The following is a 14,096-nucleotide window of genomic DNA, read 5'->3' as shown; positions in this document are numbered from 1 at the left end:
AATTGGAGGCCCCGTGGCCCAGAACGACCCTCTCTCCCGGTTCGGCGCAGTTCCGCTGTTCGTCCTGACCAGCACGGACATGACCGACGGCGCGCCCCTCTCCGCCCCGCAGTACGGCACCGCCTCCGACGGCCGGAACATCTCCCCGCAGCTGGAGTGGTCGGGATTCCCGGCCGACACGAAGAGTTTCGCGGTGACCATGTACGACCCGGATGCCCCGACCGGTTCCGGATTCTGGCATTGGGCCGTCTTCAACCTGCCGGCCGGCTGCGCGGCGCTGCCGGCTGATGCCGGCGCTCCGGGCGGGCGGCTGCTGCCGACGGATGCCGTGACCCTGCCCAATGAAGGGCGCCAGTCGGCTTTCGTCGGCGCGGGCCCTCCGGCCGGCACCGGCACGCACCGGTACCAGTTCATCGTGCACGCGGTCGATGTGCCCCGGCTCGACATCGATCCGGACTCCACGCCGGCCGTGCTGGGGTTCAACCTGCACTTCCACACCCTGGCCCGCGCGGTGCTCGAGGCCACCGGCGTGCACGGGGGAGCCGCCCTTAACCCCTGAGCCATGTCATCCCTAACCTGAGGTCTTCTCAGGTTGTTCACGGGCGGGCCTCCTACGGTTCTCGGGTGATCCAGAACTGCGACCCAGCCCGATGAGCCACCCGTCCCAGCCTCAGAAGCCCATCCAGCCGCAGGAGCACCGGGAAACCAGCCTGTCCCGGGTTCCGGTCTGGGCGTGGCGGGCGCTGATGCACCGGATCTCGACCGGCGAGCTGCACCGCTTCAACGCGGAGCCCATCGACGCCGTCGACTACCACTTCGACCTCGACTACGTGGGTGACGGCATCCGTGACCATCGCCTGGACGTGCTGGTGCCGCACGAGGCGCCGGGGCCGCTGCCGGTCTACGTCTATTTCCACGGCGGCGGCTGGACCTCGGGCGACAAGGCGCCGTTGACCAAGTACGCGGCCAGCCAGGCGGTCGACGGCATGATCGTCGTCAACGCGAACTACCGGATGGCGACACGTTTCCAACTGAAGCACATGCTGGACGACGGGAACGAGGTGCTGCGTTGGGTGGCGCGCCACATCGAGGAGTTCGGCGGCGACCCTCGCCGGATCGTGTTGGGCGGGGATTCCGCCGGCGGCCACATCGCGGCGCTTCTGGCCGCGTCGGCGTTCGACCCGGTTCTCGCGTCCTACTACGACCTCCGTCCCCAGGTGGCGCGGGAAGACCTGCGGGGACTGGTGCAGCACTGCAGCATCGCCGACATCTCGGTGATGTTCGAGCGCGGATTCGTGCTGAGCCTCAATTTTCTGCGGATCCTGCTGCCCGAGCGCGGCCGCGGGGTCGTGCTGCGCACCGCGGCCCGGTTCATGTCCCCGATCGAGTGGCTCGACAGCGGATTCCCGCCGGTGCTCGTGACCACCTCGGAGCGCGACTATTTCTACCGGGCGAACCTCAACTTCATCGCCGCGCTGCGCCGGCGCTCGATCGCGGTCGACACGCTGATCTATGACCGGAAGCAGGCCAACACCCGCCACACCTGGCAGCAGGACGCGGCGCATCCGGAATCGCAGGAGGTCTACCGCCGGCTGGGCGCCTTCGTGCGCCGCGTCGCCGGGGTGCCGGCCGCCGCGGCGGCTGTGGCGGCCGTGGCGGTAGCGGAGCGGCCCGCGGCGCTCCCTGCCGCCTAGCGGCCGCGGAGCCGTGCCGCCCTCGTGCCGAGAGTGACCCGCGGAACGGGCACGCTCGACCGGAACGGGTACACCGAGGCATGTGGGGCGTCTGCTGTGGCAATCGTGCAGGTTCCGGGCATGTGGGGCCGGATGCTTGTGGCTCGCGACAGCCGATGCGCCCCCGGGGCCACCGGTGGCTAGCATCTCAGGATGCATATGCTCTGGCGCACCCTCCTGCATTCTGTTCTGTCCCGCTTCGGGCCGCGCCTCGGCCACTACGACGTGGCCGGCACCCGGTTCGTCACTCTGCCGACCGATCAGGACATCCTGCGGCATATGAACAACGGCGTGTACCTGTCGATCATGGACATCGCCCGCTTCGACATGCTGCACCGCACCGGTATCTGGGCCATCTTCCAGAAGCGCGGCTGGTACCCGGTGGTGGTGTCGGAGACGATCAGTTTTCGCAAGTCGCTGACCCTCGGCCAGAAATTCACGGTGGAGTCGCGCATTCTGGGCTTCGACGCGAAGGCCGTCTACGTCGAACAGCGGTTCGTGCGGCCGGACGCCGACGGCATCCCGGAGATCTACGCGCAGGGGTTCATCCGCGGCCGGTTCCTCAAGCGCAGCGGAGGAGTCGTCGGGATCGATGAGCTCGTCGACGCCGTGGGCGCGGTGCCCGACGACGTGACCGTGCCGGCCTGGCTGCTGGACTGGAGCACGGATGTCGCCATGCCCGCCACCCGCGCCGCCGCCCCCAGTCACTGGAGCTGAGCGGGCGCCGCGCGAAATCCAACCGCCGCGTCTTGTGGGTCCGATGCCCTGCGGCAAGTCCGCCCCAGCCCGAACGAATTCGGCTGCGGCTCTGACCCTCCCGAGTCTTCCGGGAGCGGCCCCGCTAGGTGGTGGGCTCGGTGGCCTTCTTCGGTGGGATCAGCTCGCTGTAGTACTCCACGTGCGGCTGGTAGTGGGTCCGGTCGGGCAGGGGCTGGCCCGTGCGCGCCGCAACGAGGCGGTCGAAGTAGTGGTCCCAGAACGGGCCGACTCTGGCGGCCTCCGCGGCGGAGTGCAGGCGCTGGCCGAACGTGAGGGTGGTCATCCCGGCTCCCTCGACGAGGTGCAGGATCACGTGACGAGAGGCGTCGCCTTCACCGATGTCGGCGGTGAACCGCTTCGGCGGGATGCACTTGATGATGCTCACGTACTCCCACTCGGCATCCGGTTCGTCCAGCTTGAACCGCACGGCGCTGGTCTCGGGAGCGCCCGTGTAGGTTCCGATCCAGCCGTGGAGACCGGCGGACCTGCTCACGCTCGCCCACACGTCTTCCTTCGACGCGGTGAAGAGCCGGTCGAGCATGAAGTACAGGCCGTCTTCGCGATAGGCGAGGCGTCCGGTTGGCTTGAATGACATGCGAACCTCCACGGTGAGTGAGGCACGGGCCTCACGACAAAACTATGCCCTTCTCCGGGCCGGGGCCAGCAGCCACGCCCTCCGTCCCGGCCCGCCGCCTACCCCTCGAGCACCGCCATCGCCGCGTTGTGTCCGCCGATTCCGCTGACGCCGCCGCCGCGCCGGGCACCGGCCCCGCAGACCAGGATTCGCGGATGCCGCGTCGCCACCCCCCAGCGCTCGGCCGCGGTGGATCGCGGCTCGTCGTCCTCGAGGAACGGCCACTCCAGCGGGCCGTGGAAGATGTTGCCGCCGGGCAGGTTGAGGGCGTGCTCCAGGTCGAGCGTGGTCTTCGTCTCGATGCAGGGCCGACCCGCGGCATCCGTCAGCAGCAGGGTCTCGATGGGCTCGGCCAGTACGGAATCCAGCGACGCGAGAACGGCGGCCTGGAGCCGGTCGCGCATCTCGTCGTTGTTCTCCTCGGTGAGCCAGCGGTGCGGGGCGTGCAGAGCAAACACCGTGAGGGTCTGCGCGCCGGCGGCGACGAGCTCGGGGGAGAGGATGCTCGGGTCGCTGAGCGAGTGGCAGTAGATCTCGCAGGGCAGCAGCTCGGGGAGGCCGTCGTGGGCCGCCTGATCATAGGCGCTCTCCAACTGGGTCAGCGTCTCGTTGATGTGGAAGGTGCCGCCGAACGCGGCCTCGGGGGAGACGGACGTGTCACGCAGCAGCGGCAGCCGGCGGAGCAGCAGGTTCACCTTGACCTGCGCGCCCTCCGGTTTGGCGCCCGCCCCATCGCCCGCTCCGGCTTCGGGGCGCACGGATGCCGGCGCGGCCTCGTCGAGGAGGCCTCGCAACACCCACGGGGCCACGTTGGCCAGCACGTGCGCACCCTGAACGACATGCTGGGCTCCGCCGTGCCGGTAGCGCACCTCGCCCTCCGGCGTGACGCCCATGACCTCCGCCTCCGTCACGATCCGGGCGCCGGCCTGCCGGGCGGCCTTCTCCAGCTCGCTGGAGACGGCGCCCATGCCGCCCACCGGCACGTCCCAATCCCCGGTGCCGTTGCCGATGACGTGGTAAAGGAAGCACCGGTTCGCGTCGAGCTCCGGACTGTCCAACGACGTGAAGGTGCCGATCAGGCCGTCGGTGGCGACCACCCCGCGCACGAGGTCGTTCTGGAAGCGATCACGGAGCGCGCCGCCGAGCGGCCGCTCGAAGAACTGCTCCCAGATCACGTCGTCACCGAGCAGGGCCTTCGCCTCGGAGCGCGTGGGCAGCGGTTCGCAGACCGTGGGGAAGAGCGCCCGGGCGGTGCTCTCCGTGTCGCGGTAGAAGGCGTTCCAGGCCGGGAAGTCGGCGGCCGCACCGACCCGGTCGAAGCTGCCGCGGGTGGCCGGCTCGTCACCGCGGTCGACCAGGAGTCCCGAGCGGGTGTCGGCCGGGTCGGGGGTGTACGAGGAGTAGCGGCGGCGTGCCAGCTCGATCTCGAGCCCGAGCTCGTCGATGATCCGCTGCGGCAGCAGGCTGACCAGGTAGGAGTAGCGCGAGAGCCGCGCATCGACGCCGGGGAACGCCTGGGCCGAGATGGCCGCGCCGCCGACCTGCTCCTCCCGCTCGAGCAGGAGCACGCTCTTGCCGGCCAGGGCCAGATAGGCGGCGGCGGTCAGGCCGTTGTGTCCGCCGCCGACGATCACGACATCGTGTGTGGGTTCGCTCATGCACCGACACTACTCATGCGCCGGCCCGGCGGGGTCAGTTCGTGCGTTGGAGTGTGCCGATCTCGTCCCCGCCGTCGTCTTGGATGGTCATGGTCGACCCGTCCACGGTGGCGGTGCTGGCCCCGTTCAGCCAGGTGTCCACGCCCTCGCAGGCCATCAGGGTCGACGCGAACGTGCCGAACTCGATGGTGTCGCCGTTCATCGACCAGGTGCCGACCAGCCGGTTGCAGCCGTCGGTCCCGGTCACGGACTCGTCGTCTTTCAACTCCAGGCCGGGCGTGCCCGTGGCGTCGGGGGTGCCCCAGGTGCCCGTCACGTCCGCGCTGCCGGCACCGGCACCGGCAGCGCATCCGGCCAGACCCAACGCGAGGGCGACGGCGGCGAACGCGAGCAGGGTGATTGGCTTGGGCATGGGTGGGGCTCCGTTCGCGGGTGTCGGCGCGGGTCGCCGGACGCGCCCATTCAACGATCAAAACCGGGGAAGGTCAACCTTTCGCCGGGGCGGCGACCAGGTCCACGGCGCGCGCCAGGGCGTCGCGCACGGCGAGCACGCCCGGCCGTCTGGCGCTGGAGCACCGGGCGGAGGAGAACACGGTGCGCAGCGGGCTCCCGGGCAGTTCGACACCGCGCACCGTGGGCGTCTGCCCGGCCCAGATCAGGTCCGGCAGGATGCCGACGGCGGTGCCCGATTCGATCAGACGGATGTGCGCGATCAGGTCGGCGGTCTCGAACCGCACGTCGGGCTCGAATCCGGCCGACCGGCAGAGCTGGGTTGCCCAGTGCCGCGCGGCGGTGCCCTCCGGCTCCATCACCCAGGGCAGGTCGGCGGCTTCGGCGAGCGACGCGGTCGGGCCGCGGCCGCGGCGCGGGGGTGGAACGGCCAGCCGGAGCGCATCCGTCGCCAGGTTCACCCGGTCGAGATCGGGCCAGCGCGCCCGGGTGTGCCCGGGATACTGCTCGGCGAGCACGAGGTCGAAATCGCGCGCGGAGACCTCGAACAGGCCGCGCTCCGGCTCGCGCTCGGTGACCTCGACCCGCAGCTCGGGGAACTCCTCGGCGAGGAGCGTGAGGGCCCGGGGGATGAGGGCGTGCGCCGCGGACTGGAACAGGGCCACGCGCACGGTGCCGGAGACGGTCGTCAGCGACGCGGTCATCTCCGCCTCCGCCAATTCCAGCCGCTCGAGCAGGTAGGTCGTGTGCAGCACGAGTACCTCGGCCTGCGGGGTGAGCCGCACCCGGCGCCCGACCTTCTGCAGCAGCGGGACGCCGGCCTCTTTCTCGAGCAGCGAGAGCTGCTGCGACACGGCGGACGGGCTGTAGGCGAGGGCCTCGGCGACCCCGGCCAGGGTGCCGCGGATCTTGAGCTCGCGCAGCAGGCGCAGTCGGCGCACATCCAGCATCCGTCACCCTCCTCGATTGACTCCCTATTGATCATAAATGCTAATCAATATCGATCATAAAGATTCGCTTTTGCTAAAGGAACGAAAACCACACACTGAAATCAGCCGTCCGCCGTGAACGAAAGAACTAGCCTCGTGACCATGACCAACTCCACTCCATCCGTGCAGCACGATTTCAGCGCCGATGTGGTCGCCCTCGTGCAGAAGTGGCTCGCCGACAGCGCCACGATCCCCGCCGACGTGTCGGCCCAGCGCCTCGCCGGCGTGCTGAAAGACCCGAACGGGCTCGACTTCACGGTGGGCTTCGTCGACGGCGTCATGCGCCCGGAGGACCTCATGGTCGCCGGCTACAACCTGGCGAAGGTCGCCCGGCAGGCGCCCGGCTTCCTGCCCTCCTACATGCGCGGGGCCATCGGTCTCGGCGGCGTGCTCGGCCCGGTGCTGCCCTGGGTGGTCATCCCCGCGGCGCGCAAGGTGTTGCGTCAGATGGTCGGGCACCTGGTCGTGGACGCCACGCCCGAGAAGCTCGGCCCGGCGATCGCGCACCTGCGCGAGCCCGGCAACCGGCTCAACATCAACCTTCTCGGCGAGGCCGTGCTCGGGGAGAAGGAGGCGCTGCGCCGCCTTGAGGGGACCCGCTCCCTGCTCGCCCGCGACGACGTGGACTACGTCTCGATCAAGGTCTCCTCTATCGCCAGCCAGCTGTCGATGTGGTCGTTCGACGAGGCCGTCGACCGGGTCGTGGAGCGACTGACCCCGCTGTACGAGCTGGCCGCGGGGGTCTCGACAGGCGGGGCCACCGGAGGAGGCCGGGCCACCGGGGCCAAGTTCATCAACCTCGACATGGAGGAATACCGCGACCTCGACCTCACCATCGCGGTGTTCGAGCGCATCCTCGACCAGCCCCAGCTGCTGCACCTGGAGGCCGGCATCGTGTTGCAGGCCTACCTGCCCGACGCACTCGGGGCGCTGCAGGGGCTGACCCACTGGGCACAGGGTCGCCGGGCCGCGGGCGGAGCGCCGATCAAGGTGCGGGTCGTCAAGGGCGCCAACCTGGCCATGGAGCACGTCGACTCGGCCGTGCACGACTGGCCGCTGGCGACCTATTCCACCAAGCAGGACAGCGACACGAACTACAAGCGCGTGCTCGACTGGGCGTTCACCCCGCAGAACACGGATGCCGTCAAGATCGGCGTCGCCGGTCATAACCTCTTCGACGTGGCGTGGGCCCACCTCCTCGCCACGAAGCGCGGCGTGGACGACCGGGTCGAGTTCGAGATGCTGCTCGGCATGGCCACCAGCCAGGCCGAGGCGGTCCGCAAGGACGTCGGCCGCCTCCTGCTCTACACGCCCGTGGTGAACCCGGCCGAATTCGACGTGGCCATCAGCTACCTGATCCGCCGTCTCGAGGAGAACGCCAGCCAGGACAACTTCATGTCGGCGGTGTTCGAGTTGACGAGTTCCCCGCAGCTCTTCGACCGCGAGAAGGAGCGGTTCCTGGCCTCACTCGACGGCCTCGACCTGGTCGTCCCGCAGCCGAACCGCCGCCAGGACCGCACCCAGGCCGCCCAGCTCGACGCGGCCGACCACGACGGCGGGTTGCCCGGCGGCGGCGACGAATTCGACGACGAGTCCGGGGACGAGTCCGGCATCGGGCTCACCGCGGCCGTGCTCGGGCTCACCCGCGGCTCGATCGCGAGCCTGCCGCACACCGGTTTCCACAACGAACCCGACACGGACCCGTCCCTGCCCGCGAACCGGGACTGGGGCCGTCGCATCCTGAGCCGGGTCGAGACCTCCACGCTCGGCGTGGACGCCATCCGTGACGCCCGGGTCGGTGACCGGGCCGAGCTGGACCGCCTGATCGAGACCGCCGCGGCCAGCGGCGCCGCCTGGGGCCAGCGCACCGGCGCTGAGCGCGCCGCCGTGCTGCACCGGGCCGGGCTCGCGCTCGCCGCGAACCGCGACCGCCTGATCGAGGTGATGGCCGCCGAAACCGGGAAGACCATCGCCGAGGGTGACCCTGAGGTCAGCGAGGCGATCGACTTCGCCCACTACTACGCCGAACGCGCCCGCGACCTCGACGCCGTGCAGGGCGCCATCTTCGTGCCCTCGAAGCTGACCGTGGTCACCCCGCCGTGGAACTTCCCGGTCGCCATCTCGGCCGGCGGCGTTCTCGCCGCCCTCGCCGCCGGCTCCGGCGTCATCGTCAAGCCCGCCAAGCTCGCCCAGCGCTCCGGTGCCGTCATGGTCGAGGCGCTGTGGGAGGCCGGCGTGCCGCGCGACCTGCTGGTGCTGGTGGACCTCGCGGACCGGGAGCTGGGCACCCGCCTGATCTCGCACCCGGCCGTCGACCGGGTCATCCTGACCGGGGGCTACGAGACCGCCCAGCTGTTCCGCAGCTTCCGCGAGGACCTACCCCTCCTGGCCGAGACGAGCGGCAAGAACGCCATCATCGTCACTCCCTCCGCCGACCTCGACCTCGCCGCAGCCGATGTCATCAGGAGCGCCTTCGGGCACGCCGGGCAGAAGTGCTCGGCCGCGAGCCTGGTCATCCTGGTCGGATCGGTCGCCAAGTCGGAGCGCTTCATCAGCCAGCTGACGGATGCCGCGACGTCCCTGCGGGTCGGCCGCCCGGCCGACCCGGTCACCCAAATGGGCCCCATCATCGAACCGGCCGAGGGCAAGCTGCTGCACGCCCTCACCACGCTGGGCGTCGGTGAGAAGTGGCTGGTCGAGCCCCAGCAGCTCGACGAGTCCGGCGCGCTCTGGTCGCCCGGCATCCGCACCGGGGTGCTGCCCGGATCCTACGTGCACCTGACCGAATTCTTCGGGCCCGTGCTCGGAGTGATGCACGCCCGCACCCTGGCGGAGGCCATCCGTTTCCAGAACGCGGTCGACTACGGCCTCACCTCGGGGCTGCACTCGCTCGACCCGGCCGAGCTCGCCGAATGGCTGGACACGATCGAGGCCGGAAACCTCTACGTGAACCGCGGCATCACCGGCGCGATCGTGCAGCGCCAACCCTTCGGCGGCTGGAAGCGCTCGGCCGTGGGCCCGGGCACCAAGGCCGGCGGGCCGAACTACCTGTACGGGTTCGGCAGCTGGGTGAGCGAACCCGGCCGCAACAGCTCGACGCTGCACCTGCGCGGCCTCGACCAGGCCGTCACCGACCTGATCGAGGCGGCGCAGACCGTGCTCGACTACGCGGACTTCGACGTGCTGCGCCGGTCGGCGCTGAGCGACGCGCTGGCCTGGCGGGAGGAGTTCGGCGCCGTGAAGGATGTCTCTGATCTCGGTCTCGAACGCAACCTGTTCCGCTACCGCCCGCTCCCCGTCACCGTGCGGCTGACCGAGTCCGGCACTCTCTCCGACCTGCTGCGGGTGATCATCGCCGCGACCCTGTCGACGGCGCGGTTCGAGGTCTCCAGCGCCATCCCGGTTCCGCCGATGGTGCGCAATGTGCTCGCCGAACGTGAGATCGCGGTCGCGGTCGAGAGCGACGACGAATGGCTGGAGCGGGCCCAGACCGGCGGCATCCGCACCAGCCGGGTGCGCCTGATCGGCGGGGACCGCCTGCAGGGGGCGAATGCGGAGGCCTCCCGTCTGGCCCACGCGCTCGGCGGCAGCCCGGACATCGCGGTGTACGCGCACCCCGTGACCCAGGCCGGCCGGGTCGAGCTTCTCCCGTTTTTGCGCGAGCAGGCGATCTCGATCACCGCGCACCGCTTCGGCAATCCGAGTACCCTCTCCGACGGGCTGATCTAGCGGCCGGGCTGCGGCCGGGCCGAGGCCCGTGCTGCGGCCCGTGCGCCTGCGGCGGGCCAGACGACTAAAATGGGACTTTGGTGGCCGCAGTCGGCGGTCGGCTGCTCACAGCAGGTGTGCGGACAACAATCAGGCTTCTGGTGCACAATGTCGGGGGCCTGACTGCCCACTGCTGCAATTCGACAGGGGATCCACAGTTGGACGGTAACGCAACGACGACACACCGGAACGTCGCCCTGCTGTCGGTGGCGAGCGAGCTGGCCCCGCAGATCACGACCTCGGTGGACATCGATCGGCGCCTGCAGCCGGCCCTCGCACGGCTGAGACTGCCCAGCGGTCTGCTCCAGCGGGTGGCCGGCGTGAACGAGCGCCGCAACTGGGCTCCCGGCCAGGCCTTCGACGACGCGGCCGTCACGGCCGGCAAGCGCGCCCTGGCCGCCGCCGGCATCGAGCCGGGCCAGGTCGGTCTGATGATCAACACCTCGGTGACCCGCAAGCACCTCGAGCCCTCGGTGGCCGTGCGCATCCACCACGGGCTCGGCCTGCCCTCCTCGGCCACGAACTTCGACATCGCGAACGCCTGCCTCGGTTTTGTCAACGGCATGACCCTGGCCGCCCAGCTGATCGACTCCGGCCAGGTGCAGTACGCCGTGATCATCGACGGGGAGGACGCCGACGAGATCCAGACCAACACGATCGAGCGCCTCGGCCGCCCGGATATCAACCGCAAGGACTTCATGAGCGAGTTTGCGAGCCTGACGCTCGGCTCCGGTGCGGCCGCGGCCGTGCTCGGGCGGGCCGACCTGCATCCGGAAGGCCACCGCATCCTCGGCGGCGTGACCCGCGCCGCCACCGAGTTCAACGGCCTCTGCGTCGGCAGCGTCGACGGCATGTTCACCGACGCCAAGGCGTTGCTCAAGGGCGGAATGGAGCTCGTCGTCTCGGCCTGGACCGAGGCCAAACGCGACTGGAACTGGTCGGGCATGGACCGGTACATCCTGCACCAGGTGTCGGACGTGCACACCAACGCGATCGTGAAGGCGACCGGGCTGGACCGCAGCCGGGTTCCGCTCACCTACCCGCTGTACGGCAATGTGGGGCCCGCGTCGATCCCGATCACCCTCGCCGAGGAAGCCTCCCGGCTCACGAAGGGCGACCGGGTGCTGCTGATGGGCGTCGGCAGCGGCCTCAACACGGCCATGATGGAACTCGCCTGGTGAACCGCGGCTCCAGCCCCGTGTCCTACCGCCTCCCGCGCGCCGCCGCGACGCCGGCGCCCGCGTCCCTGCCGCCGGCCGGGCTGGCGGGCCTCGATGCCGCGTTCTCGCGGTTGGTGCCGGTCGTGTCGCCCGCCTCCGGGCATCCGGTCACCCGCACCTGGCACCTGCTCGACAACGGGGAGCGCCTCGCCGAACTGGGCGTCACCCCGGTGGGCACCGTGCTCTGCGTGCACGGCAATCCGACCTGGTCCTACCTGTGGCGCGAGTTCGTCACCGCGGCGACGGATGCGGCCGCGAACGGTTCAGAGGCCTGGCGCGTGATCGCCGTCGACCAACTCGAGATGGGGTTCTCCGAGCGGTCGGGGGCCCCGCGCCCGCTCGCCACGCGCGTGCGTGACCTGGCCGAGCTGACCGACACCCTCGGCCTTGTCGGCCCTGTGGTCACCTTCGGTCACGACTGGGGCGGCTCGATCTCGCTCGGCTGGGCCGTCGACCATCCGGAGCTGCTCGCCGGTGTCATGCTGCTGAACACGGCCGTGCACCAGCCGGAGGACGCGCCCGTGCCGGCCCCGCTGCGGCTGGCCCTGCGGAGCAGCGTGCTCGGCTCCGGAACCGTGGCCACGCCCGCGTTCCTGGAGACGACGCTGGCGCTCGCGCATCCGCCACTCCCGGCCGCGGTCAAACAGGGCTACCGCGCGCCCTACCGCGGCGCGGACCGCCGCGGCGGGATCGGGGCGTTCGTCGCCGACATCCCGGTGCACGAAGCCCACGAGAGCGCGGCCGAACTCGCCCGGATCTCCGGCGGCATCCGCGACCTTGGCGTGCCTGCCCTGATGCTCTGGGGCCCGACCGACCCGATCTTCAGCGATCGCTACCTCGACGACCTGCTGGACCGCCTGCCGCACGCGGACGTGCACCGCTTCGAGGGGGCCGGGCACCTCGTCATGGAGGACGTCGACTACGCCGCCGCCGCACTGACCTGGCTCGGCGACCGCGCGGTGCCTGCCGCTGGTGCCGCCGGTGCCGGTGCTGCTGCCGCTGCCCCAGCCGCCGGTGCTGCTGGTGCCGGTGCCCCTGCCGATCAGGTGCCCGCTCAGGTGCCCGTTCCGGTCGAGAGTGCCCGTTCCGCGGGTCACTCACGACCGGAACGGGCACACTCGCGCGGCGCGAGAGGCGGCGAGGGTGCGGGCGGCTGGGCGGCCAGCGAGCGGCATCCGCTCTGGCACTACCTCGACGACCTGCAGAACAGCGACGAGACCGCGCTGATCGACATGGCTCCACTCGGCGGCGGCGCTCCCCGCGTCGTCAGCTGGCGGCTGCTGTCCCGGCGGGTGCGGCAGCTCGCCTGCGGCCTCGACCGCTTGGGCGTTCGGAAGGGTGACCGCATCTCGTTGCTCATCCCGCCCGGCGCCGACCTGACCGCGGTGCTCTACGCCTGCGTGCGGATCGGCGCGGTCGTCGTGGTGGCGGATGCCGGCCTCGGCCTGCGCGGGCTGACCCGCGCCGTGCGCGGCGCGCGCCCCGATCACGTGATCGGAGCCGCCGCCGGGCTGCTCGCCGCCCGGGTGCTCGACTGGCCCGGCCGGAAGATCTCCGTGGCCCGGTTTCCCCGCGCCGCAATGCGTGCCCTCGACATCTCCGCCACCCTGGCCGAACTGATCGCGCTCGGCGCGGACGAGGAGCTGCCGCCGCCGCCGGAACCCGGCGACACGGCCGCCGTGCTGTTCACCTCCGGCTCGACCGGCCCGGCCAAGGGTGTCGTCTACACGCACAGCCAGCTCGCGGCGGTCAGCCACGCGCTGTTCGCCCAGTACGGCGTCGGCCGCGGCACCGGCCTGGTGGCCGGCTTCGCCCCGTTCGCGCTGCTCGGCCCGGCACTCGGCGCCCGCTCGGTGACTCCCGACATGGACGTGACGAAACCGAAGACCCTGACCGCCGCATCCGTCGCCGCCGCGGTCGCCGCCATCGACGCGACTGTGGTGTTCCTGTCGCCGGCGGCGCTGGCCAACGTCGTCGCCACCGCAGGCAGCCTCACCGCCGCCGACCACGTCAGCCTCGCCGGCGTGCGGAGCTTCCTCTCCGCCGGCGCACCGGTGTCCGAGCCACTGCTCGCCGCGGCGGCCCGGCTGATGCCGGCGGCCTCCGCGCACACGCCCTACGGCATGACCGAGGGGCTGCTGATGGCCGACATCACGCTCGACGGCATCCGCGAGGCGATGGCCGCAGCGGGCTCGACGGCGGCGGCCTCGTCGCCGGACTCCTCGGCGTGGTCCGCCATCGCGGTGACGGATGCCCCGGCCGGCCCCGGCGGCGTCTGCGTGGGCCGCGCGACGGCGACCACGCGCATCCGCACGAGCGCCCTCGACGCCCAGGGCAACGCCACCGGCGAGCTCTCCGAGGCGGCCGGGATCACCGGGGAGATCGTGGTTTCCGCCCCCCACGTCGAGGACCACTACGACCGCCTGTGGCTGACCGACCGGGCCGCCCGCCGCGGCGCCGTGCCTGGGGAACGCTGGCACCGCACGGGCGACGTCGGGCACCTCGACTCCGCCGGACGCCTCTGGGTGGAGGGGCGCCTGCCGCACGTGATCACCACGGCGGCCGGTGTGCTCACCCCGGTCGGGCCCGAGCAGCGCGTCGAGTCCGTCGCCGCGGTGGAACGGGCCGCCGTCGTCGGGATCGGGCCGGCCGGCACCCAGCAGGTGGTCGTCGTGGTCGAGACCGTCCTGCCCGTCCGCCGGGTCGCCCTGGCTGACCCCGAGCTGGCCGCCGCCGTGCGCGCCGCCGCGGGGCTGCCGCTGGCCGCGGTGCTGGTGGTGCCGCACCTGCCGACGGACATCCGTCACAACTCGAAGATCGACCGCAGCCGTCTGGGCCGCTGGGCCGGCGGCATCCTCTCCGGCGCACGGATGTCCCGACCGTGA

10 protein-coding genes are annotated in these 14,096 nt (G+C 71.2%); 6 read left to right on the top strand and 4 right to left on the bottom strand.

The genetic code is table 11. The annotated features are described in order from the left end of the window. Positions 1 to 13 precede the first annotated feature (13 nt). The 3 genes from E3T28_RS04695 (at position 14) to E3T28_RS04685 (ending at position 2,450) form a co-directional block, all read left to right on the top strand. The gene (locus E3T28_RS04695) at positions 14 to 559 is read left to right on the top strand and encodes a YbhB/YbcL family Raf kinase inhibitor-like protein (protein WP_338145383.1); all 546 of its coding nucleotides are present in this window, start codon (positions 14 to 16) and stop codon (positions 557 to 559) included. 91 nt (positions 560 to 650) lie between these two features. Further along, the gene (locus E3T28_RS04690; protein WP_241979165.1) at positions 651 to 1,694 is read left to right on the top strand and encodes an alpha/beta hydrolase; all 1,044 of its coding nucleotides are present in this window, start codon (positions 651 to 653) and stop codon (positions 1,692 to 1,694) included. Positions 1,695 to 1,886: 192 nt separating this feature from the next. Then, the gene (locus tag E3T28_RS04685; protein WP_134428418.1) at positions 1,887 to 2,450 is read left to right on the top strand and encodes an acyl-CoA thioesterase; all 564 of its coding nucleotides are present in this window, start codon (positions 1,887 to 1,889) and stop codon (positions 2,448 to 2,450) included. Positions 2,451 to 2,574: 124 nt separating this feature from the next. Here E3T28_RS04685 and E3T28_RS04680 read toward each other — a convergent pair whose 3' ends face one another. From E3T28_RS04680 to E3T28_RS04665, 4 genes are all read right to left on the bottom strand, one after another. After that, on the bottom strand, positions 2,575 to 3,087 hold the full coding sequence (locus E3T28_RS04680) for an SRPBCC family protein (RefSeq protein ID WP_134428416.1): 513 nt from the start codon (positions 3,085 to 3,087) through the stop codon (positions 2,575 to 2,577). Positions 3,088 to 3,185: 98 nt separating this feature from the next. Beyond that, positions 3,186 to 4,784, bottom strand: a complete 1,599-nt coding sequence (locus E3T28_RS04675; protein WP_134428414.1) for a phytoene desaturase family protein — start codon at positions 4,782 to 4,784, stop codon at positions 3,186 to 3,188. Between the two features lie 34 nt (positions 4,785 to 4,818). Next, positions 4,819 to 5,196: an META domain-containing protein gene (locus tag E3T28_RS04670; RefSeq protein WP_134428412.1), complete on the bottom strand. Its 378-nt coding sequence runs from the start codon at positions 5,194 to 5,196 to the stop codon at positions 4,819 to 4,821. Between the two features lie 73 nt (positions 5,197 to 5,269). Beyond that, entirely contained in the window at positions 5,270 to 6,184 is a 915-nt protein-coding gene (locus E3T28_RS04665) for a LysR family transcriptional regulator (RefSeq protein ID WP_134428410.1), read from the bottom strand. A gap of 141 nt (positions 6,185 to 6,325) precedes the next feature. Here E3T28_RS04665 and E3T28_RS04660 point away from each other — a divergent pair, with 141 nt between their 5' ends. The 3 genes from E3T28_RS04660 to E3T28_RS04650 all read left to right on the top strand — a co-directional run bounded on the left by E3T28_RS04660 (position 6,326) and on the right by E3T28_RS04650 (position 14,096). Next, entirely contained in the window at positions 6,326 to 9,952 is a 3,627-nt protein-coding gene (locus E3T28_RS04660) for a proline dehydrogenase family protein (RefSeq protein WP_134428409.1), read from the top strand. 197 nt (positions 9,953 to 10,149) lie between these two features. Continuing rightward, a complete protein-coding gene (locus E3T28_RS04655; RefSeq protein WP_134428407.1) occupies positions 10,150 to 11,172 on the top strand; it encodes a 3-oxoacyl-ACP synthase III in 1,023 nt (340 codons plus the stop codon). After that, complete coding sequence (locus tag E3T28_RS04650; protein ID WP_241979164.1) at positions 11,169 to 14,096, top strand: alpha/beta fold hydrolase; 2,928 nt, start codon at positions 11,169 to 11,171, stop codon at positions 14,094 to 14,096. Before E3T28_RS04655 ends, E3T28_RS04650 begins: the two co-directional genes overlap by 4 nt.

Source organism: Cryobacterium sinapicolor, assembly GCF_004403465.1.
GTDB classification, from domain to species: Bacteria; Actinomycetota; Actinomycetes; order Actinomycetales; family Microbacteriaceae; genus Cryobacterium; species Cryobacterium sinapicolor.
This window is presented reverse-complemented; position numbering and strand designations above follow the sequence as displayed.